This is a genomic window from Streptococcus parasanguinis, assembly GCF_901875555.1.
Classification (GTDB): Bacteria; Bacillota; Bacilli; order Lactobacillales; family Streptococcaceae; genus Streptococcus; species Streptococcus parasanguinis_H.
Window position 1 is genome coordinate 86,126 of sequence record NZ_CABFMD010000036.1, and the last position, 20,427, is coordinate 106,552.

Here is a 20,427-nt window from a genome sequence, read left to right on the forward strand (position 1 = left end):
GACTTATCTTTTTAACACGATCCGCAGCCCGTGTTCAATTCGTTTTGAACCCATTCGCTTTTATATTTCTAGGCTTAGGCTAAAACAGTTCCCCGAACTGTTTTACTTCCAAAACTCCCGAGTGCTAGAAACAATCCTGTCTCTAGCACATTTCTCACGGCGGAAAGTTTCTGTTGAAATGATCCTAATAGTATTAATTATTTTAATTTTTCAACGTCACTTAGATTGTTTTATGTAAAATGCAATTTGTCTATATTCTAAAGAGGCTGGGACAAAAGTCCTAGCCTCTCAATTGTCTTTGGGTTGCTGAGCAAGACGCAGTGGTTGAGTGGGCTCTACTACGCTGATTTCATCAGCTTTTTACAGCCCTACTCAACTGTGCGGAGGTGGGACGACGAAATCGAATTCTAACGAATGACCGATTTCTGTCCCACTCTCTTGTTTAGAGTTCACTATCTGATAAGCTAAAGGTATCGCCATGTTGGAGATCCCCGTACTGGTAGCCCCGTTTGAACCAGCGCATGCGTTGCTCCGAAGTCCCGTGGGTAAAGCTATCTGGCACCGAGTAACCGTATGCTTGCTCCTGGAGAGTGTCGTCACCGACTGCATGGGCCGCATTCATGGCTTCTTCGATATCACCGATATCCAAAAGGTTTCGGTCTTGAATGGAGCGGGCCCAGACACCTGCTAGGTAATCTGCTTGCAGCTCAATGCGGACACTGATGGCATTTCGTTCCTTTTCAGAAACTCCTTGTTGCATCCGATGGTATTTGCCAAGGATTCCCAGCTCATTTTGTACGTGGTGGCCGACTTCGTGGGCGATGACGTAGGCCATGGCAAAGTCCCCGCTGGCCTTGTATTTGGTTGTCAATTCCTTATAGAAGCTCATATCCAAATAAATCTTTTTGTCGGTTGGACAGTAGAAAGGACCAGCCGATGCTTGCCCAACCCCACAGCCTGTCTTTGTCCGTCCGGTATAGAAGACTAGTTTGGGCTCATGGTAGATGCGCCCTTCGGCTTGAAAGACCTTGTGCCAATGATCTTCTGTTGTTCCAAGGACCTTACTGACGAACTGGGCATCTGCATCGTCGACATGGGTCTTGTTGGTGCGCGTGACTTGGGTGGACTGGTAAGGTTGTGAAGTCCCATTTCCAAAGAGGCCCCCAAGGCTAGCTCCCCCACCTAGAAGGACCATGAGAAGGATGATGACGATCTTACTCTTGAAGCTACCAGGCGATAGCAAAATTTGTAAAATGCCCCCACCGAGGTTACTGTTGCCTGAAGACTGGGAGTAGCTTTGCCCTCGACGGTCTTCGATATTTCTACTTTCTTTTAGGTTATCACTTTTCATATTCGTCTCCTTTTGTTTTATTTTACCAAAAATGAGGCGAAAACCAGAGTGATAACGCTTTATATTCGCTTTTTTCTTGACAGGAGATTTTCTGTTCTTGTCAAAACGTGGAAAACTTGCTATAATGGGGTGAACGGAGGCGTTATGGCATTAAAAAAAGCAAGTCTAGCGTGTACGGTTTGTGGATCACGCAACTACTCCATCAAATTGAGTGGAACGCCCAAGCCAACACGTCTAGAAGTCAACAAATACTGCAAACATTGCAGCAAGTATACCATCCATAAAGAAACACGATAGGAGAGAGTTGTGAAATTCATTAAAGATATTTTCGTCTTACTAAAAGATACAACTTGGCCAAATCGCAAGGAAAGATGGAAAAACTTTATCTCAGTGATTGAGTACACCGCTTTCTTTGTTGCATTGATTTATTTGTTTGACAAAGTCATTGCACGTGGTCTATTGCACATGATCAATTTCTTTTAAGAAAAGAAACCAAGCGGGATCCCAAGGGTCCTGCTTTTTATGGTCTTTTCTTAAAAATAAATCAGCAAACCTCTTTGCATTCCGGCAAAATGTGATATAATGAAGCTAGGAAAAGGAAAGCCAAGAGGCTTTTTTTAGTATGTTCACAAAAGCTCGAGCAGGCTAAACAGAAAGAAAGGATGCCCAAATGGACAGTTTTGATAAAGGCTGGTTTGTACTACAAACCTATTCAGGATATGAAAACAAGGTAAAAGAAAATCTATTGCAACGTGCGCAAACTTATAATATGTTAGAAAACATCTTGCGCGTAGAGATTCCAACTCAAACCGTACAAGTAGAGAAAAATGGGAAGATTAAAGAAATCGAAGAAAATCGTTTCCCAGGTTATGTCTTGGTCGAAATGGTCATGACAGATGAAGCTTGGTTTGTCGTTCGGAATACACCGAACGTTACTGGTTTCGTCGGATCACACGGGAACCGTTCAAAACCAACGCCATTGTTGGAAGAAGAAATCCGCAGTATCTTGCTCTCTATGGGTCAAACCGTTCAAGAGTTTGATTTGGATGTTAAGGTGGGCGATACGGTTCGTATCATTGACGGTGCCTTCACAGACTATACTGGTAAGATCACTGAAATTGATAACAACAAAGTGAAAATGGTCATTTCTATGTTCGGTAACGATACAGTTGCAGAAGTGAATTTGAACCAAATTGCTGAATTGTAAGAAAGAGAGAGTGGGACAGCTTCAACAGTCTGGGAGACTGTTGAAGGTTGCAGATAAAGGAAACATAGTTTCCGTCAACATAGGGCATCTTTGCAGCTTAAAAAGCGAACAAAGACTTAGGATACTTGCTTCGCAAGTTCTATCCGCCACCTCAAAGCAGTGTTTTGAGCACTCAACCACTGCGTCTTGCTCGACAATCCAAAGACAAGAAGAGGCTAGGACTTTTGTCCCAGCCTCTTTTCATTGCGCCTTATTGATTTTTATCCAGGCCAGTGATCTTTTTTAACTGCTTGGTTTCTGCAGCAGACATGACATCAACGATCTTGTCTCCCTGTGTAGAGAAGTTAGATTCGTCTCCGTTGCTATCTTTATAGACATAGCTGGTCCAACGTTCGGAACGCATAATGATATAGGGCTTTCCGAGACGTTTGAGGGCTGTTTTTGGTGTATCGGATTTGGAAATGCTGCCGGTAGACTGGTGGTTGGCATTGCCCCCCTTTAAACGGAAGGTGATATCTGTTAGGACATTATTGCGGAAGACAGCCATGATATCGCCATTGTCTGTTGTCCAAACATTGACGCCATCGCCAGGATTCGCACTGTCTGTACTACTGACTGGCTGGCCAAAGGCTGCAACTACGTCATCGTAACTGCTTCTTTCTTTTGGCCCACCAACCTCTTGTCCATCTTCGGTTCTTAATACAAAACCAGTGCTCAGATGGAGTTTCTTGAGTTTTTCGATCTCAGGAATGGATGCAGCTCCAGGCACATGTTGGAGAGAAGCCCCGTCATCTGGATCCAAACTGTAGCGATCTGAAAAATCATCTGAGCTACTGCTGTCTGAAGAAGCGCTCGTCAGTTTACTGGATGATTTTTTAGTAGAGGATTGTTTGATCGGTTTTCTGGAACTAGAAGCTGTTTTTGCTGGTTGCCCAGAATTGGCAGGTGAGCAAGCTGCTAGTGTCACTAGTGACAGAAGGCCGATCGTAAAGAAACGAATGTTTTTCATACTAACCCTTTCTAATGTGCTTCGCCGATCAGGCGAGACTTTATTATATCAATAATCAAGGAATGGAGCAAATGGCAACAAAAAATCCCCTATTGCTAGGGGAATTTTTAAAAGATAAAAGATGATAAAAAATTTTATTATCAAGGCGGTAGACGGATTTGAACCGACGATCAAGCTTTTGCAGAGCCGTGCCTTACCACTTGGCTATACCGCCATAACATATAATATTGTAACCTAAAAAACAAGATAGGTCAAGAAAAACTTTTTGTTTCAAATCATTGCAGATGGAGAATAGTGAAAAAATCTCTCAAATAGCTTGCGAAGTCTAGCGATTTCTGCTATACTTATAGAGTTGTCTAAGACAGCAAATACTCATCTCGGATCCATTGTGGCACCGTTGCCCTTGTGGTCGTGCTGCAAGTTGACGTCTGAGAGAGGAGAAAAAAACAAAAAAGGAGAACTTACTCATGGCAGTAATTTCAATGAAACAACTTCTTGAGGCTGGTGTACACTTTGGTCACCAAACTCGTCGCTGGAACCCTAAGATGGCGAAGTACATCTTCACAGAACGTAACGGAATCCACGTGATCGACTTGCAACAAACTGTAAAATATGCAGACCAAGCATACGACTTCATGCGTGATGCAGCTGCAAACGATGCAGTCATCTTGTTCGTAGGTACTAAGAAACAAGCTGCGGATGCTGTTGCAGAAGAAGCAGTTCGTTCAGGTCAATACTTCATCAACCACCGTTGGTTGGGTGGAACTCTTACTAACTGGGGAACAATCCAAAAACGTATCGCTCGTTTGAAAGAAATCAAACGTATGGAAGAAGATGGAACTTTTGAAGTTCTTCCTAAGAAAGAAGTTGCATTGTTGAACAAACAACGCGCTCGTCTTGAAAAATTCTTGGGCGGTATCGAAGACATGCCTCGTATCCCAGACGTAATGTACGTTGTGGATCCACACAAAGAACAAATCGCTGTTAAAGAAGCTAAGAAATTGGGTATCCCAGTTGTAGCGATGGTCGACACAAACACTGACCCAGATGATATCGATGTTATCATCCCAGCGAACGATGACGCTATCCGCGCTGTTAAATTGATCACTGCGAAAATGGCTGACGCTGTTATCGAAGGACGTCAGGGTGAAGACAGTGTTGCAACAGTAGAAGCTGAATTGGCAGCTACTGAAGGTCAAGCTGATTCAATCGAAGAAATCGTTGAAGTTGTAGAAGGCGACAACGCTTAATTCATTCAATAAGTAACGAACCTAAGAGGGCAGGGCTCAGCCCGACCCTCTTCTTTTATTAAAAAAATATAGGAGAACAAAAATGGCAGAAATTACAGCTAAGCTTGTAAAAGAATTGCGTGAAAAATCTGGTGCTGGTGTCATGGACGCTAAAAAAGCATTGGTTGAAGTTGAGGGTGATATCGAAAAAGCGATCGAATTGCTTCGCGAAAAAGGTATGGCTAAAGCAGCTAAGAAAGCTGACCGTGTTGCCGCTGAAGGTTTGACTGGTATTTATGTGAACGGTAATGTTGCAGCAGTTGTTGAAGTCAACGCTGAAACAGACTTCGTTGCGAAAAACGCTCAATTCGTTGACTTGGTAAACGAAACAGCGAAAGTCATCGCTGAAGGAAAACCAGCTAACAACGAAGAAGCTCTTGCTTTGACAATGCCTTCAGGTGAAACGCTTGAAGCTGCATACGTATCTGCAACTGCTACAATCGGTGAAAAAATCTCATTCCGTCGTTTTGCTTTGCTTGAAAAGACAGATGCACAACACTTCGGTGCTTACCAACACAACGGTGGCCGTATCGGTGTTATCTCAGTTGTTGAAGGTGGAGACGAAGCTCTTGCTAAACAATTGTCAATGCATATCGCTGCAATGAAACCAACTGTTCTTTCATACAAAGAATTGGATGAGCAATTCGTGAAAGATGAATTGGCTCAATTGAACCACGTGATCGACCAAGATAACGAAAGCCGTGCAATGGTTGGTAAACCAGCTCTTCCACACTTGAAATTTGGTTCAAAAGCACAATTGACAGATGCAGTTGTAGCACAAGCTGAAGAAGACATCAAAGCTGAATTGGCAGCTGAAGGTAAACCAGAAAAAATCTGGGATAAAATCATCCCAGGTAAAATGGACCGTTTCTTCTTGGACAACACCAAAGTTGACCAAGCCTACACTCTTCTTGCACAAGTCTACATCATGGATGATAGCAAGACAGTGGAAGCTTACCTTGAATCTGTTAACGCTTCAGTAGTAGAATTCGTTCGCTTTGAAGTTGGTGAAGGAATCGAAAAAGCTTCAAATGACTTTGAAGCAGAAGTGGCAGCTACAATGGCAGCAGCTCTTAACAACTAAGAATAAAAAATAAGAGGTTTCGATGGAAACCTCTTTTTTGTATGAAAAATATCTTATATCCTTGTTTAAGGTGTTTTAGAATATTAACAAATTTTGTTTTCAAAAATAACAGGCGTTACCGAAGATTCAGAGAAGATATGATCTGAAATGAAATCATTTTTGGTTAATGTGCGAAGGTATCGATTCCTAGAAGCAGGGAAAGAGTCCCCATGATGAGGCCGGCTAGAATTACTCCGAGCATGACAGCCAGGCTACTGCGTTTGAAGTCCCAGTCAAGGATAGAAGCTGCAAGGGCCCCAGTCCAAGCCCCAGTCCCCGGAAGAGGAATTCCAACGAAGAGCAATAGGGCCCAGAAGATTCCTTTGTCGCCCGCAGCTTTCTCTAATTTCTGGCCGCCTCTATGTCCCTTACTGAGACACCAGCTAAAAAAGCCTCCGATAATTGGTTTCTTTGCGCCCCAGGTGAGAATATGGCGGGCGAAAAAGAAGATCAGAGGGGCCGGGAGAAGGTTTCCGATCACTCCAATGAGGAGCGCTGTCCATAAGGGAATGCCATTTGCAACGGCAAAAGGGATGGCCCCACGCAACTCAACGAGGGGAACCATGGAGATCAGGAAGGTAAAGATATATTTCATTGGTTATGCCTTTCGATTAGTCCTCTTCATTCTATCGTATCTTCCAGTAATTGACAACTATTCCAGCTTTGGAATGATCTTTTTAAATCTTTTATCTTGACTTTCTGGTGGAGGAAGCATATAATAAAGACATAGTTAATTAGAATCATTATAAAAAAGGAGAAACAACATGACAACTATGAAACATGAAGCAGCTACTGATGTAGCAACTTTTGCATCTTCAAATAAAGAAAGTCTTCCAGAAACGAAAGCCCTCTTGAACCAAGTAGTAGCAGATCTCTACGTGGCTCATATTGCCCTTCACCAAGTACACTGGTATATGCGTGGACGTGGCTTTATGGTTTGGCATCCGAAAATGGATGAATACATGGACAGCTTGGATGCAACCTTGGATGAAGTGAGCGAACGCTTGATCACTCTTGGTGGCGCTCCTTATTCTAGCATGACTGAATTTTTGGAACACAGCAATATTGAAGAACGCCGTGGAGCATTTACAAAAAATGTAGAAGAAAGCTTGACACGTGTTCTTGAAATCTTCCATTACTTGGATGGCCTTTACCAAAAAGCTTTGGATGTCACTGATGCTGAAGGTGACGATGTAACTAACGATATCTTTGTTGGGGCTAAAGCAGAACTTGAAAAGAACATTTGGATGGTGGCTGCTGAACTTGGTCAAGAACCAGGATTATAAGAAAATAAACAAAATAGAAGCCGTTGGCTTCTATTTTTCAGATTGAAGACAAAGTCATCTTAGAAACTTTCCTTAGGTGAGTACGGACGTCAGTGAACTTCAAAGAAGTTCCATGACTAATTATTGAGCCCCTTCGCTCTTTAATTTCTGGGCTCAGGCTAAAACAGTTTCCCAAACTGTTTTACTCTCAATAATTCCGAGTGCCTGAAACTATTAAGTTTCAGGCACTTTTCTCACAGCGGAAAGTTTTAGTAGATGATTGAATCCTTCTAATGAATAAATTTTATTATTTTATAGAATTTATTAGATTTGTAAAAAAACAGTTTGTCTATGTTCTCAATAGAAGCCGTTGGCTTCTATTTTTTCTAGCAGAAAAAATTAGTAGTAGAAAGTTATTTAGGAAGGATAAATCCATTCAATGTGAGGAGCGCGATCTTTGATTTGCTTTTGTATTGTATTAAAATCAGCTCCTTCTGCATTTGAAAAATTCACCTTGTCGAGCAGTTTGTTATCTTTATCATAAAAATAAAGAAAGCGTTTTGTATAAGCAATGTCGTTAGCGGCGCTAGCTTGTATTTTGTATTCTATTTTATGGATGTCGTTGAATTTCATCTGTAACTGATTTCGATATGCATTTCCAATAGTGTAAATAGCATCATCAGTGATAGTAAGGATGGGAGGATCACATGCGACCATCCAATTGTAGCAGGCGATAATTAAGAAGAGAGCGATAGAAAAACCGGTGAATACAAGAAAAAGAAAAGGAAAATCATCATCATGTTTTGAACTTGAAAGCTGAGAGGATTCGGTATTCCTTGCGGATGTGATTTGATTTTGGGACGAAGAGTAGTGGAGTTCTTGCCTTGAACTAGAGAAGTTCCCTTGGGGAGTTGGTTTTACTTGAGAACTTGATTGGATTGCTTGAAATAGAAAAATTAAAATCATCACGATTATAGGAAGGATAGAAAAGAAATAAGAAAGTTTTTCCTTTTTATATTCTATATTTTCACTCATAGGTAAACCTCGTTTTATGATACTAGTTGAATCATTTTATCATATTTTTATTACGAGCAGGTAACAAATAAAGTTTGTTTATACTAATTAAAGGAGTTACTAATCTAACTATAGTTAGAGCGAAATTGTGGCCAATCGCTCCTCATTTTTTGGTATAGTTAATACGTGATTTTCTATAAGCGTTCGCAGGCATAAGAAAGCGCTTACAGACATAATGATTAATCCTAAGAGGAGTTTTTTATGGGAAAGTCTTTTTTTGAAAAGCGTCCTGTGTTTAGTATTCGGAAACTCTCTGTTGGAGCTTGTTCTGTTGTGATTGGGCTTTCTGCCTTTGGGCTTTCAAGAGTCCATGCGGAAGAAAAAGCCAGCCCTCGAAAGTGAACCGACTCCGATTGAGGCCCCAAGTGTTGTGACGAAAAACTCACAAACGGAAGTTCCTGAAGCTGTTGCAAGAGTTTCGGAAGCTCCAGCTGTCATTACCCCTACCAGAGCTGAGGAAAAGCCAGCGCCTCAAGGCGAGGGTCAGCCCGTTTCTACTTCATCTGAGCGTGCTACGGGAACGGAAGTAACAGCTGCTCCAGATCAAAATCGTGTAGCGGAGGATATTGTGCAAGATCGAGAACGTGATTTTAATAAAGATTGGTATTTTAAATTGAATGCGGCTCCTGGTGCAGAAGGGCGTCAAGTGGATGTCAAGGATTGGAAAAAATTGGATCTTCCTCATGACTGGTCTATTTTCTTTGATTTCGATCACAACTCTCCTGCTCAAAATGAAGGAGGACAATTAAACGGTGGGGATGCTTGGTATCGTAAGACCTTCCGTTTGGATGACAAAGATTTAGATAAGAAGGTCCGCTTGGAATTTGGCGGGGTTTACATGGATTCCAAAGTCTATGTAAACGGACAATTTGTCGGTCATTACCCAAATGGCTACAATGCCTTTTATTATGATATTACCCCTTATTTGAATGCGGATGGAAGTGAAAACACCATCGCGGTTCATGTGGTCAACCAACAACCAAGTAGCCGTTGGTATTCTGGTAGTGGGATTTACCGGGATGTTAAGCTGAGTGTAACAGACAAGGTTCATTTGGCGCAGTATGGAACTACGATTACAACCCCTCAGTTGGAAAAACAGCAAGGTGGGGAAGTGGATACTGTGGTGAAGAGCCGCATTGTCAACCAGGATGATCAAGCCCATAGTATTTATGCGGAATATGAAATTGTCGATCAAAATGGCCAAGTAGTGAGCAAAAAAACGCGCAGTGAAGCGCAAACTGTTCTAGCAGGTCAAGAGATCAATCTATCTCAAACCTTGCATGTTGAAAAACCGACCCTCTGGGATGTGAAAGCGGATCATCCAGCTCTTTATACTTTGTATACGCGGGTTTATCGGGATTCACAGTTGGTCGATGTGCAAAAGGAACGTTTTGGCTATCGTTATTTGAACTGGACGCCAGAAGGTGGCTTCTTCCTCAATGGGGTGGCTACGAAATTCCAAGGTGTTTCCCTTCACCATGACCATGGGGCTCTTGGTGCTGAGGAAAATTATAAGGCTGAATACCGTCGTCTCAAACAGATGAAGGACATGGGGGTCAATGCCATCCGGACGACCCACAACCCAGCCAGTGAACAAACCCTGCAAATTGCGGCTGAGTTGGGCTTGATGGTCCAAGAAGAAGCCTTTGATACCTGGTATAGTGGTAAGAAGCAATACGATTACGGTCGATTCTTTGAAAAGGATGCAACACATCCGGAAGCTCGAAAAGGGGATAAGTGGTCTGACTATGATCTTCGGACCATGGTAGAGCGAGGAAAGAACAATCCTTCTATTGTGATGTGGTCAATCGGTAACGAAGTCGGTGAAGCAGATGGATCTGATAAGTCTGTCGCAACCGTTCGTCGTCTCGTCAAGACCATCAAGGAAGTGGATGCAACTCGCTATGTCACCATGGGAGCTGATAAATTCCGCTTTGGTGATGGATCAGGAGGGCATGAAAAGGTAGCGGCAGAGCTCGATGCAGTTGGATTTAACTATTCAGAGGCCAACTATGAAAGCCTACGAGCTAAACACCCAAACTGGCTCATTTATGGTTCTGAAACCTCTTCTGCGACGCGGACACGGGGCTCTTACTATCATCCTGAAAGAGAGTGGGTCGGTAGCAACCAAGAAGACCGCCACTATGAACAATCAGACTACGGCAATGACCGGGTTGGTTGGGGTCGGACAGCGACAGCCTCTTGGACCTTTGACCGCGATCATGCCGGCTATGCAGGACAATTTATCTGGACCGGTACGGACTATATCGGTGAGCCAACACCATGGCACAACCAAAATGACACACCTGTGAAAAGTTCTTACTTCGGTATTGTCGATACGGCAGGTCTTCCAAAGAATGATTTTTACCTCTACCAAAGTCAATGGTTGTCAGCTGAGAAACATCCAATGGTCCATCTCTTACCACATTGGAACTGGGAAAATCCAGAATTGGCCAATCGTGTCATGGATGAAGCAGGTCGGATTCCTGTTCGGACCTTCTCCAATGCCCACAGTGTGGAATTGATTGTCAATGGGGAATCACAAGGGGTGAAGACCTTTACCAAGAAGACCACAGCTGATGGCCGGACCTATCAGGAAGGGGCAAATCCGGATGAACTCTATCTAGAGTGGTTGGTTCCTTATGTACCAGGCAAGGTGGAAGCTATTGCGCGCAACGAAGCAGGGGAAGTGACTGCGAAAGATCAGGTCGAAACAGCCGGCAAGGCTGCAGGTGTTTGCTTGTCGAAAGAGGAACACGCGATCGCAGCAGACGGTAAGGATTTGACCTATATTGCCTATGAAATTGTCGATGAAGCAGGCCGTGTCGTGCCAACTGCTAATAATCTGGTGCATTTCCATTTGCATGGGCAGGGCCAAATTGTTGGTGTCGACAACGGGGAACAAGCCAGCCGTGAGCGCTACAAAGCGCAGGCAGATGGCTCATGGCAACGCAAAGCCTTTAACGGCAAAGGGGTGGTCATTGTCAAATCAACTGAGCAGGCGGGTGCCTTTACTCTGTATTCAGACTCAGACCGCTTGCAATCAGACCAAGTTAGCCTCTTTACAGGTAAGAAGGACCAAGCAGAACGCACCGTATTGGGTGTGGAACCCGTTCGACAAAGAGCTTATTTGGGAGAAGAGCCAGCTTTACCAAGTAAGGTCAATGTGGTCTATAGCGATGGCAATGCCCAAGAAGAAGCCGTTGAATGGGACAAAGCAGACTATAGTCGTGCCGGCCAAGTTCGTATGACAGGTCATGTTCAAGGACGCACAGTCGAAGCTCTGGTCGATGTGATTGGCGTGGAACAATTCCTTCCAGTTATCAAACAAATCCCACAGGGAGCGGATTTAGCAACGGTGGATAAGGCTGTGCAATTAGTCTTTACCGATGGGACCAGTGCTCGCTATGAAGTCGATCAATGGACCTTGGAAGCTGGTCAAGAAGATCAGTTGTCCACACCAGGTGCTCGCTTGAAAGCGACAGGACTATTAGGCAATGGGGAAACGGTTCAAGCAACACTAGTGGTTGCAGGAGGAGATGTAGCCAAGGCTAAGAAACCAACGGTTCAGCTAGATGGAGTAGCTCTTCCAAAATTTGGTAGTGGTAACCATACTATTTTCCGTCCGCTGGCTTATGGTCAAGAGCCTGGTCAAGTCACAGCAAGTGCAGAAAATGCCCAAGTGACGGTCCTCCAAGCTAACCGTGAAAATGGTTTGAAAGCCCAAATCTTTGTCACTGCTAAGGATACGGGAGCTGTACAGACCTATGTGGTCCAATTCCAAGAAGAAAGTCCACAGATTCAGCGCCTAGAATTGCGTCTGCCAGAAGGACAGGAACTCAAGGAAGACCAAACGGTATTACTTGAAGTCATTGCCCATTACCAAGATGGCAGTGTAGCTAGCCTCCAAGCAGATCAAATCGATGTGAAGACAAGAGCTGGTAGTCAAGGAAAAGCAGTTACGACTAAGAAAGGTTTGGAACTGCGGGAAGCAGGATTGGTTCATTTAGAAGCCAACTTCCAAGGACAAACAGGAGAAGTCAGCTTTACCATCACACCAAATCCTGAAGAAAAGACGGTTGTGAAGGTGCGTCCTGTACGAATCAGTACCGATCAAAACGTTTTGCCAGCTCTTCCAGAGACAGTCTTGGTCGAGTATGATAAGGGATTCCCGAAAGAAAAACGTGTGACCTGGGATGATGTGACAGCAGATCAAGTCAAGGATTACCATAGCTTTACAGTCACAGGTCGTGTAGAGGGGGTAGAGAAAGAAGCCCAAGCTCAAGTCACCGTTGAAGGCATTATCGCTGTAGAAGAAGTCAGCACGACAATGCCAGTCGGTGAAAAACCGGCCCTTCCAGAAAGCGTGCGGACCTATCACTCCAATGGCAAGACCTATGCTGCCAAGGTAGCCTGGGATGCGGTAGATCCGCGACTCTTGGCCCAAGAAGGAGAAGTTGTTCTCTCCGGCCGTGTAGAAGGAACCAACCTTCCAACGCGTCTTCATATCCGTGTTTCCGCAAACACAGTCAAGGGAGCCAACGTAGCAGAACAATGGACAGGATCAGTCTTGCCACTTGCCTTTGCAAGTGATTCTAACGATGCAGCTCCAGTTGCTAAGGTCAATGATAAGGTCATCTCCTTTACCGATGCTCCAGCTAACCGTTGGACCAACTGGGGCCGTGATAATGCGGAAGATTCTGTCGGTATCTTGTTTGGGGACTCTGGTATCTTGACCAAACGCGCAGTGGACAACCTCCATGTCGGTTTCTATGAAGACCACGACGTTGGGGCTCCAAGTGAATATGTGATTGAGTACTATACAGGAGAACAGATCCCAACGGTTCCAAGCAATCCAAATCGGGTCAAAGACGAAACAGACCATCCATTTAACAATCCAGCTAACTGGAAAGAGGTCAGCCACCTAACCGTTGAAGAACGAGTAGCAGCTGGCAAGATGAATCATTTTAGTTTTGATAAAGTTGACACCTATGCCGTTCGGATCCGTATGAAGACGCCAGAAGGCAAGCGTGGAAGCTCTATTTCAGAGATTCAGATCTTTGCCAATAAGGTTGCGCCAGAAGCAAAGAGCCAGCTGACTATTCGTGTTAATGGCGATGTCTTGTCAGGTGTCAATCCAAGTGTGACAGATTACTACATCGATGCACGTGATCGGGCTTATCCACAAGTGGAAGCGACTGCCAGCCATCACGGCCTTGCAACGGTTGTGCCAAGCGTCCATGAGGGTGAGCCAATTCGTGTCATCCATAAAGCGGAAGATGGCGCCATCTTACAAGAATATCGCATACACTTAACCAATGATGCCGAACAGTTGAAACAGTCTAGGATACTTGAAGATAAAGACAATCACTAGCTTATCTTTGGTTTTTTTGTTCAAATAACTAAATATGAGCAAGCTCAAAATAGTGAGAGTCACCGGCGATCAAAATGAGATGTGTCAAACAGCAAAGAGAGGAGGAAACAGCTGTGAAAGAGCACCAAGAAGAATCAGAACATTTCTCACCCGTAAGGAGTGATAAAAAAAATCGAGCAGTCAGCCAAGGGACAGAAGCAACCCAACCAGCCACTTCTCTAGATGAGGAGCCTGAAATTGCAGATTACGGACCGCTTCCTAGCAAGGCCCAAATGCAATACCACCGCGAAGAACTGGCAGCCTTCATCCACTTTGGGATGAACACCTACTACGATCGGGAGTGGGGAGATGGGCAAGAAGACCCTTATGATTTCTATCCAGAGCATCTGGATACCGACCAGTGGATCAAAACCCTGAAAGATGCTGGCTTCAAACGGACCATCATGGTCGTCAAGCACCACGATGGCTTCCTCTTGTACCCATCCAAATACACTGACCATACCATTGCCAAAAGTGGTTGGAAAGATGGTAAAGGCGATGTTCTAGCCGAGGTTTCAGTTTCTGCCAGCAAGTATGACATGGATATGGGGGTCTACCTCTCACCTTGGGATGCTCACAGCCCGCTCTACCATGTGGATACAGAGGACCAATACAACCAATACTATCTCAACCAGCTCAAAGAAATCCTTGAAGATCCAAAATATGGAAACAAAGGAAAATTCGTTGAAGTCTGGATGGATGGAGCGCGTGGCGATGGGGCTCAAAAAGTAACCTATACCTTCGATAAGTGGTTTGACGCCATCCGTAAGGCCCAAGGAGATATTGCTATCTTCTCAGCTGAGCCCACCAATGTTCGTTGGATCGGAAATGAAAAGGGGATCGCTGGAGATCCAGTTTGGCATAAGGTCAATCCCGATAAGATTCGCAACAATCCATCCAATAGCTATCTCAATCATGGAGATCCGGAAGGGAAGCAATACTCAGTGGGAGAAGTCGATGTTTCCATTCGCTCTGGCTGGTTCTACCATGACAATCAAGAGCCTAAGTCCCTGCGTGAATTGATGGACATTTACTTCAAATCCGTCGGTCGTGGGACGCCACTCTTGCTCAATATTCCACCCAACCAAGACGGAAAATTTGCGGATGCGGATGTGGTCCGTTTGAAAGAATTCCGCCAGACCTTGGACCAACTCTACAGCGTGGACTATGCGGTGGGCGCCTTGGTAGAAGCTGACTCGACACGACGCAATTCTCTCTACAAGGCCAGTCATTTGACAGATGGTGATGAAAAGACCAATTGGGCCCCTGCTGATGATGCCAAGACCGGCTCTTTTGTCTTGGATCTTGGAAAAGAGCAACACTTTGATGTGGTAGAGCTCAAAGAAACCATCGAGAAAGGCCAACGGATTTCTGGCTTCACTATTGATGTGTCAGTGAATGGGCAATGGGTTCCTTTTGGGGCTGGTTCAACCGTAGGATACCGCCGATTGATCAAAGGGCAACCAGTTGATAGTCGCTATATCCGGGTGTCCATCACCGATGCCCAAGCTACTCCAATCTTAAACGGTGTCTCTGTCTATAAGACCCCAGCTAGCATTGAAGAAACGGATGGCTATCCGCTTGGTTTGGCCTATCATTCTGACCGGACTGCTGACCGGGCCAATAGCCAATGGAATGAAGAGGGAGAAGGGGTTCGAGGCACCTCTATGTGGACCAAGGAAAAGGGAGCTTCGGTGACCTATGAGTTTGAAGGCACCAAGGCCTATGTGGTCGCAACTGTCGATCCGGGTCATGGGGAAATGGATGTCTCTGTCGATGGCCAAAAGCTAGTGACCGTCAGTACCCAAAGCCCAAGGCGCAAACGCAGCCAAAAGGTCTATGAAACACCAGACTTGGCAGCAGGATCCCACACTTTGACCTTGGTCAATAGCAAGGGAGATGCGATCGCAACGGAAGGGATTTATGCCCTCAATAACCAAGAAAAGGGTCTTTTTGAGTTTGCTCAGCCAACCCTAGCTGTTAAAAAAGGAGACCCAGCGCAAATTGTCGTCAAGAGAAAAGGTGGCTCTAAAGGAAGTGTTAGTCTTAAGTTAATCACAGAACCAGGAACAGGGGTTCATGGCAAGGTTTACAAAGATACCAATGTCACCCTTGAGTTCGCAGATGGCGAAACAGAAAAAAACGTCCAAATTCCAACCCTTGATTTTGCAGGAAAAGCGACAGATGTCTATGACTTTAAGGTCAAATTGTTGCATCCGGATCAAGGAAGCTTGGTTGGCTTTATTCCAGAGTTGACAGTTCAGGTGATGGAAGAAGTGGTTCAACAGTCGAAATGGAAAGAAGCTTAAACCGATATTCAAAGAAAGGTTTTGTGAATGTGGTGAAAAATTCTTACTTTAGGCTGCTGAGGCGCAGGCGCAAAATTCGCTTGTCGTAAAGAGTAGTTCATTCTTCGCATAAGAGGCTGGGACAAAAGTCCTAGCCTCTCAATTGTATTTGGATTGTCGAGCAAGACGCAGTGGTTGAGTAGGCTCTACTACGCTGATTTCATCAGCTTTTACAGCCCTGCTCAACTGTGCGGAGGTGGGACAACGAAATCGAATTCTAACGAATGACCGATTTCTGTCCCACTCTCTTTTATTTTTCTCCCTTCCTTAAGAGATTCCTATTTCCATAGAGTCTTTGCTTTATTTACAGCCGTAAAAATTGTATAATAGTCAAATAAGGTCAATGATGAGAATACACACTCCAAGGCCATTTTTATAGGCCAAAGAGCAGAGCATCCATCTAGAAAAAAACAAGCCAGAAAGGAGCATCATGGCAAATAAGAACACATCTGATAGTATTGAAGCTTATATTAAGGCCTTGCTGGCTCAAGCTGGCATGGCAGAGCTCAAAAGAAGTGAGTTAGCCGATGTCTTTCAGGTCGTACCCAGTCAGATTAACTATGTTATCAAGACCCGCTTTACCGAGAGTCGAGGCTATATTGTAGAGAGCAAGCGCGGTGGAGGTGGCTATATCCGCATTGGCAAGGTTCAGTTTTCAGATCACCATCAGATGCTTCAAGACTTGGCAGCCAATATTGGAGAGACTATCAGCCAGCAGGTCTTCCATGATATCCTCCAGATGCTCTATGAAGAAAAATTATTGACAAAACGTGAGACTCAGCTATTACTTGCGACAACCTCCGATGAGGTTCTAGGTCGAGATGCTCTCATCCTACGAACAACTATGCTGAAAAAAATCATTCAACAAGTAGATAGAAAAGGAAATACCGACTAGATGAACTATTCAACAGCACTGTTAGAAAGTATAGAAGCGGCCCAAATACTAGCAGGCCACTATCAGGGGCATACCTTAGATACTTGGCATCTCTTGACGGCTATGGCCAATAATCCCTATAGCGTGGCAGGTTCTGTACTCAACGATTATCCCATGCAGATTGACGAATTTCAGGATGCAGCGGAGCATATTACAGGCCAAGCTTTTCAAAGCGACAATCGGTATGAAATCTTCCCATTTTCTTATCGGACGGAAGCGATTATGAAACACGCAAGGGAGATAGCCCAGGTCCTTCATGCCAAGACCTTGGGAACAGAGCATGTGCTCCTCTCTCTTCTAGCGGACCGTGGGACCTTGGCGAGCCAGGTTATGGAGTTTGCCGGCTTTGCCTTTACAGAGCAAGACAAGGGTGTTCCCGTTGCTTCCCTTCGAAAGAATCTTGAAGACAAGGCGGGCTGGGACAAAAATGATCTCAAAGCCATCCGGAGCCTCTATCGGGCCCAAAATCCTAACCGCCAAACTATGGGGAATATGATGGGCATGCCCCCAAGTACAAGTGGAGGCCTTGAGGACTACACCCGCGATTTGACAGAAATGGCGCGTGCAGGCCAACTCGAGCCTGTGATCGGCCGGGATGCAGAGATTTCACGCATGATCCAAATCCTCAGCCGCAAGACGAAGAACAATCCTGTATTGGTGGGAGAAGCAGGGGTCGGAAAGACTGCTCTTGCATTAGGGCTGGCCCAGCGTGTCGCTAGTGGCAATGTTCCAGCTGAAATCGCGCAAATGCGTGTTCTGGAATTGGATCTCATGAATGTAGTGGCAGGGACACGCTTCCGTGGGGACTTTGAAGAACGGATGAACAATATCATCCAGGACATCGAAGAAGACGGTCACGTCATCCTCTTTATCGATGAGCTGCATACCATTATGGGGTCAGGATCTGGCATTGATTCGACCTTAGACGCAGCTAATATTCTAAAACCAGCCTTGGCACGAGGAACCTTGCGTACAGTTGGAGCGACGACTCAAGATGAGTACCAAAAGCATATCGAAAAAGATGCAGCCCTCTCTCGTCGTTTTGCAAAAGTCACCATTGAAGAGCCAAGTGTTGCAGATAGCATCCAAATTCTCCAAGGCTTGAAAGAGACCTACCAGGACCACCATCATGTGACCATTACCGATGAAGCGATCGAAACAGCTGTCAAATATGCCCACCGCTATTTAACCAGCCGTCAATTACCAGATTCAGCCATTGATCTCTTGGATGAAGCAGCAGCTACCGTACAAAACCGCGATTCCAACGGTCACGTAAAAGAAGAGTTGACTGCCTTGGATCGGGCCTTGATGGATGGCAAGTGGAAGAAAGCAGCCCAGCTCTTACAAGTAGAGGCTGCTCCCATTGTCTACAAAAAAGAAGTCACTGACCAAGATGTTTTGGTGACCTTGAGCCAATTATCTGGTATTCCAACTCAAAAACTGACCCAAACCGATGCCAAGAAGTATCTCAACTTAGAAGCAGAATTGCACAAGCGCGTGATTGGTCAAGACCAAGCCGTTTCGAGCATCAGTCGGGCCATTCGACGGAATCAATCAGGTATCCGTAGCAATAAACGTCCGATCGGTTCTTTCATGTTCCTAGGACCTACTGGAGTCGGAAAAACGGAGCTTGCCAAAGCCTTGGCAGAAGTCCTGTTTGATGATGAATCGGCCCTCATCCGTTTTGATATGAGTGAGTACATGGAAAAATTCGCGGCTAGCCGCCTCAACGGTGCCCCTCCAGGCTATGTGGGCTACGAAGAAGGAGGCGAGTTGACCGAGAAAGTCCGTAACAAACCGTATTCTGTTCTCTTATTTGATGAGGTGGAAAAAGCCCACCCAGACATTTTCAATGTCCTTTTGCAGGTCTTGGATGACGGAGTTTTAACCGATAGCAAAGGCCGGAAGATCGACTTCTCCAATACCATTATCATTATGACTTCAAACCTTGGGGCAACAGCCCTTCGAGATGATAAGACTGTTGGTTTTGGTGCCAAAGATATTCGCTTTGACCAGGCCAATATGGAAAAACGCATGTTTGAAGAGTTGAAGAAGACCTATCGTCCAGAGTTTATCAACCGGATTGATGAAAAGGTGGTCTTCCATAGCCTATCCAGCGAGGATATGCAGCAGGTGGTGAAAGTCATGGTCAAACCGCTGGTTGCGACCTTGGCAGAACAAGGCATGACCCTCAAATTCCAGCCTTCAGCGCTCAAATTACTAGCAACCAAAGGATACGATCCAGAAATGGGAGCACGTCCTCTTCGCCGTGTATTGCAGACTGAAGTGGAAGATCAGTTGGCTGAGCTTCTTCTCAAGGGAGAAGTTCAAGAAGGGCAAACCATCAAGGTTGGAACGACAGCCGGAACGATCAAGTTCGAGATTGTCTAGGAGGACGTCATGACGCTTCAGCGATTAACCCGTATTTCGCTTTTGGCGGCCCTTTGTGTCGCCCTCCGTCAGGCTTTTGCCCCTTTTCCAAATGTCCAACCTATCTCTGCCATCTTTTTTCTCTTGGTGATATTTGAAGGGTATAGCTTTGCCTTTCTTGTGATGATGATCACCATGTTTGTCTCCGCCTTTTTCCTGGGGATGAGCCTGATTGTGTTCTTTCAGATTGTTGCCTTTGGCTGTTTGATGCTCATTTGGCGCATCAGTTACAAGTGGTTGCCCTTTGTCCTTCAGATCCTTTTTGTGGGCCTACTGTCCTTTGCTTATGGGGTCTTGATCGATAGTGTTTATGCCTTGATGTTCCATATTCCTTGGTGGACCTATGCTTTGGTCAATGGTTTTAGTTTTAACCTGGCCCATGCTTTATCAACGATCGCTTTTTATCCCATTATTTATCATATCTTTAGGAGATTTTATGTTGAAAAAAAATATTTCTAGCTTGATGACCTTACTTGCAGTTCTTCTTTTAGCGAGTTGCGCTCCGTCTCATAGCACAAACAATCAAACAACTGCTTCTAGCACAGAAGTTGCCAAGAAAAACGAAATTTCGATTACAGTAAGTGTGACGCCAGAAGGTCAAAAAGCGCAATCGAAAACCTTGAAAGTAGCAGAAGAAAGCAACCTCATGAAAGTGCTCAAAGCCAACTACAAGATTGAAGAAAAAAATGGCCTGATCACCTCGATTGACGGCCACAGCCAAGACGAAGCCAAAGGCCTTTACTGGATGTATAAGATCAATGGCGAGATGGCTCCAAAAGGTTCTGCTGAAACCACCGTTAAAAAAGGGGACAAGATCGAATTCTATCAAGAAGTATACAAATAATGAGTAGCCGGCTAGTTTGTCCGGCTTTTTTCTCCATGCCTTAGGAATTTACCTAAAACTTCTTTCAAATTAGAAAAATATTTGAGAAACTATTGACAGCCTCATATAACAGTGTTACAATAATGTTACAAAATATTACA

The 20,427-nt window shown here is 44.7% G+C and carries 15 protein-coding genes, 1 tRNA gene and 1 pseudogene; 12 read left to right on the forward strand and 5 right to left on the reverse strand.

What is annotated here, in order from left to right; translation table 11 throughout:
* Positions 1–442: 442 nt before the first annotated feature.
* On the reverse strand, positions 443–1,351 hold the full coding sequence (ypfJ, locus tag JX304_RS09980; protein ID WP_205012433.1) for a KPN_02809 family neutral zinc metallopeptidase: 909 nt from the start codon (positions 1,349–1,351) through the stop codon (positions 443–445).
* A gap of 144 nt (positions 1,352–1,495) precedes the next feature.
* On the opposite strand from ypfJ, the gene rpmG reads away from it, so the two are divergent.
* From rpmG to nusG, 3 genes are all read left to right on the forward strand, one after another.
* Positions 1,496–1,648: a 50S ribosomal protein L33 gene (gene rpmG / locus JX304_RS09985; RefSeq protein WP_187538360.1), complete on the forward strand. Its 153-nt coding sequence runs from the start codon at positions 1,496–1,498 to the stop codon at positions 1,646–1,648.
* 9 nt (positions 1,649–1,657) lie between these two features.
* Positions 1,658–1,834 carry a preprotein translocase subunit SecE gene (gene secE, locus JX304_RS09990; RefSeq protein WP_003002261.1) on the forward strand — a complete coding sequence of 59 codons (177 nt, stop codon included), beginning with the start codon at positions 1,658–1,660 and terminating at the stop codon, positions 1,832–1,834.
* A gap of 187 nt (positions 1,835–2,021) precedes the next feature.
* Entirely contained in the window at positions 2,022–2,558 is a 537-nt protein-coding gene (gene nusG, locus JX304_RS09995; RefSeq protein ID WP_205012434.1) for a transcription termination/antitermination protein NusG, read from the forward strand.
* 250 nt (positions 2,559–2,808) lie between these two features.
* Here nusG and JX304_RS10000 read toward each other — a convergent pair whose 3' ends face one another.
* Together JX304_RS10000 and JX304_RS10005 are read right to left on the reverse strand one after the other, a co-directional pair.
* A complete protein-coding gene (locus JX304_RS10000; protein WP_205012435.1) occupies positions 2,809–3,567 on the reverse strand; it encodes a hypothetical protein in 759 nt (252 codons plus the stop codon).
* Positions 3,568–3,710: 143 nt separating this feature from the next.
* Positions 3,711–3,781: transfer RNA gene (locus JX304_RS10005), tRNA-Cys, on the reverse strand.
* Positions 3,782–4,034: 253 nt separating this feature from the next.
* Between JX304_RS10005 and rpsB the strand changes: the two genes are divergently transcribed.
* Both rpsB and tsf read left to right on the forward strand, forming a co-directional pair.
* On the forward strand, positions 4,035–4,817 hold the full coding sequence (gene rpsB, locus JX304_RS10010; protein WP_003016971.1) for a 30S ribosomal protein S2: 783 nt from the start codon (positions 4,035–4,037) through the stop codon (positions 4,815–4,817).
* A gap of 82 nt (positions 4,818–4,899) precedes the next feature.
* Positions 4,900–5,940: a translation elongation factor Ts gene (gene tsf / locus JX304_RS10015; RefSeq protein ID WP_205012436.1), complete on the forward strand. Its 1,041-nt coding sequence runs from the start codon at positions 4,900–4,902 to the stop codon at positions 5,938–5,940.
* Positions 5,941–6,103: 163 nt separating this feature from the next.
* On the opposite strand, the gene JX304_RS10020 is transcribed toward tsf, so the two are convergent.
* Positions 6,104–6,574: a COG2426 family protein gene (locus tag JX304_RS10020; protein ID WP_205012437.1), complete on the reverse strand. Its 471-nt coding sequence runs from the start codon at positions 6,572–6,574 to the stop codon at positions 6,104–6,106.
* Between the two features lie 169 nt (positions 6,575–6,743).
* Between JX304_RS10020 and JX304_RS10025 the strand changes: the two genes are divergently transcribed.
* Complete coding sequence (locus JX304_RS10025) at positions 6,744–7,265, forward strand: Dps family protein (protein ID WP_205012438.1); 522 nt, start codon at positions 6,744–6,746, stop codon at positions 7,263–7,265.
* A gap of 396 nt (positions 7,266–7,661) precedes the next feature.
* Here JX304_RS10025 and JX304_RS10030 read toward each other — a convergent pair whose 3' ends face one another.
* A complete protein-coding gene (locus JX304_RS10030) occupies positions 7,662–8,279 on the reverse strand; it encodes a hypothetical protein (protein WP_205012439.1) in 618 nt (205 codons plus the stop codon).
* Between the two features lie 240 nt (positions 8,280–8,519).
* On the opposite strand from JX304_RS10030, the pseudogene JX304_RS10035 reads away from it, so the two are divergent.
* The 6 genes and pseudogenes from JX304_RS10035 to JX304_RS10060 form a co-directional block, all read left to right on the forward strand.
* A pseudogene (locus JX304_RS10035) lies at positions 8,520–13,662 on the forward strand (Ig-like domain-containing protein); the annotation flags it as partial.
* Positions 13,663–13,805: 143 nt separating this feature from the next.
* Positions 13,806–16,040, forward strand: coding sequence for an alpha-L-fucosidase (locus tag JX304_RS10040; protein WP_205012440.1), 2,235 nt, complete (start codon positions 13,806–13,808; stop codon positions 16,038–16,040).
* Positions 16,041–16,509: 469 nt separating this feature from the next.
* Positions 16,510–16,974: a CtsR family transcriptional regulator gene (locus JX304_RS10045; protein WP_205012441.1), complete on the forward strand. Its 465-nt coding sequence runs from the start codon at positions 16,510–16,512 to the stop codon at positions 16,972–16,974.
* Entirely contained in the window at positions 16,975–19,404 is a 2,430-nt protein-coding gene (locus tag JX304_RS10050) for an ATP-dependent Clp protease ATP-binding subunit (protein ID WP_205012442.1), read from the forward strand.
* A 9-nt stretch (positions 19,405–19,413) separates the two neighbouring features.
* Positions 19,414–19,902, forward strand: coding sequence for an ECF transporter S component (locus tag JX304_RS10055; RefSeq protein ID WP_205012443.1), 489 nt, complete (start codon positions 19,414–19,416; stop codon positions 19,900–19,902).
* Positions 19,880–20,287 (forward strand): DUF4430 domain-containing protein, encoded by a 408-nt coding sequence (locus JX304_RS10060; RefSeq protein WP_205012444.1) that lies wholly within the window; start codon positions 19,880–19,882, stop codon positions 20,285–20,287. Before JX304_RS10055 ends, JX304_RS10060 begins: the two co-directional genes overlap by 23 nt.
* Positions 20,288–20,427: the final 140 nt, after the last annotated feature.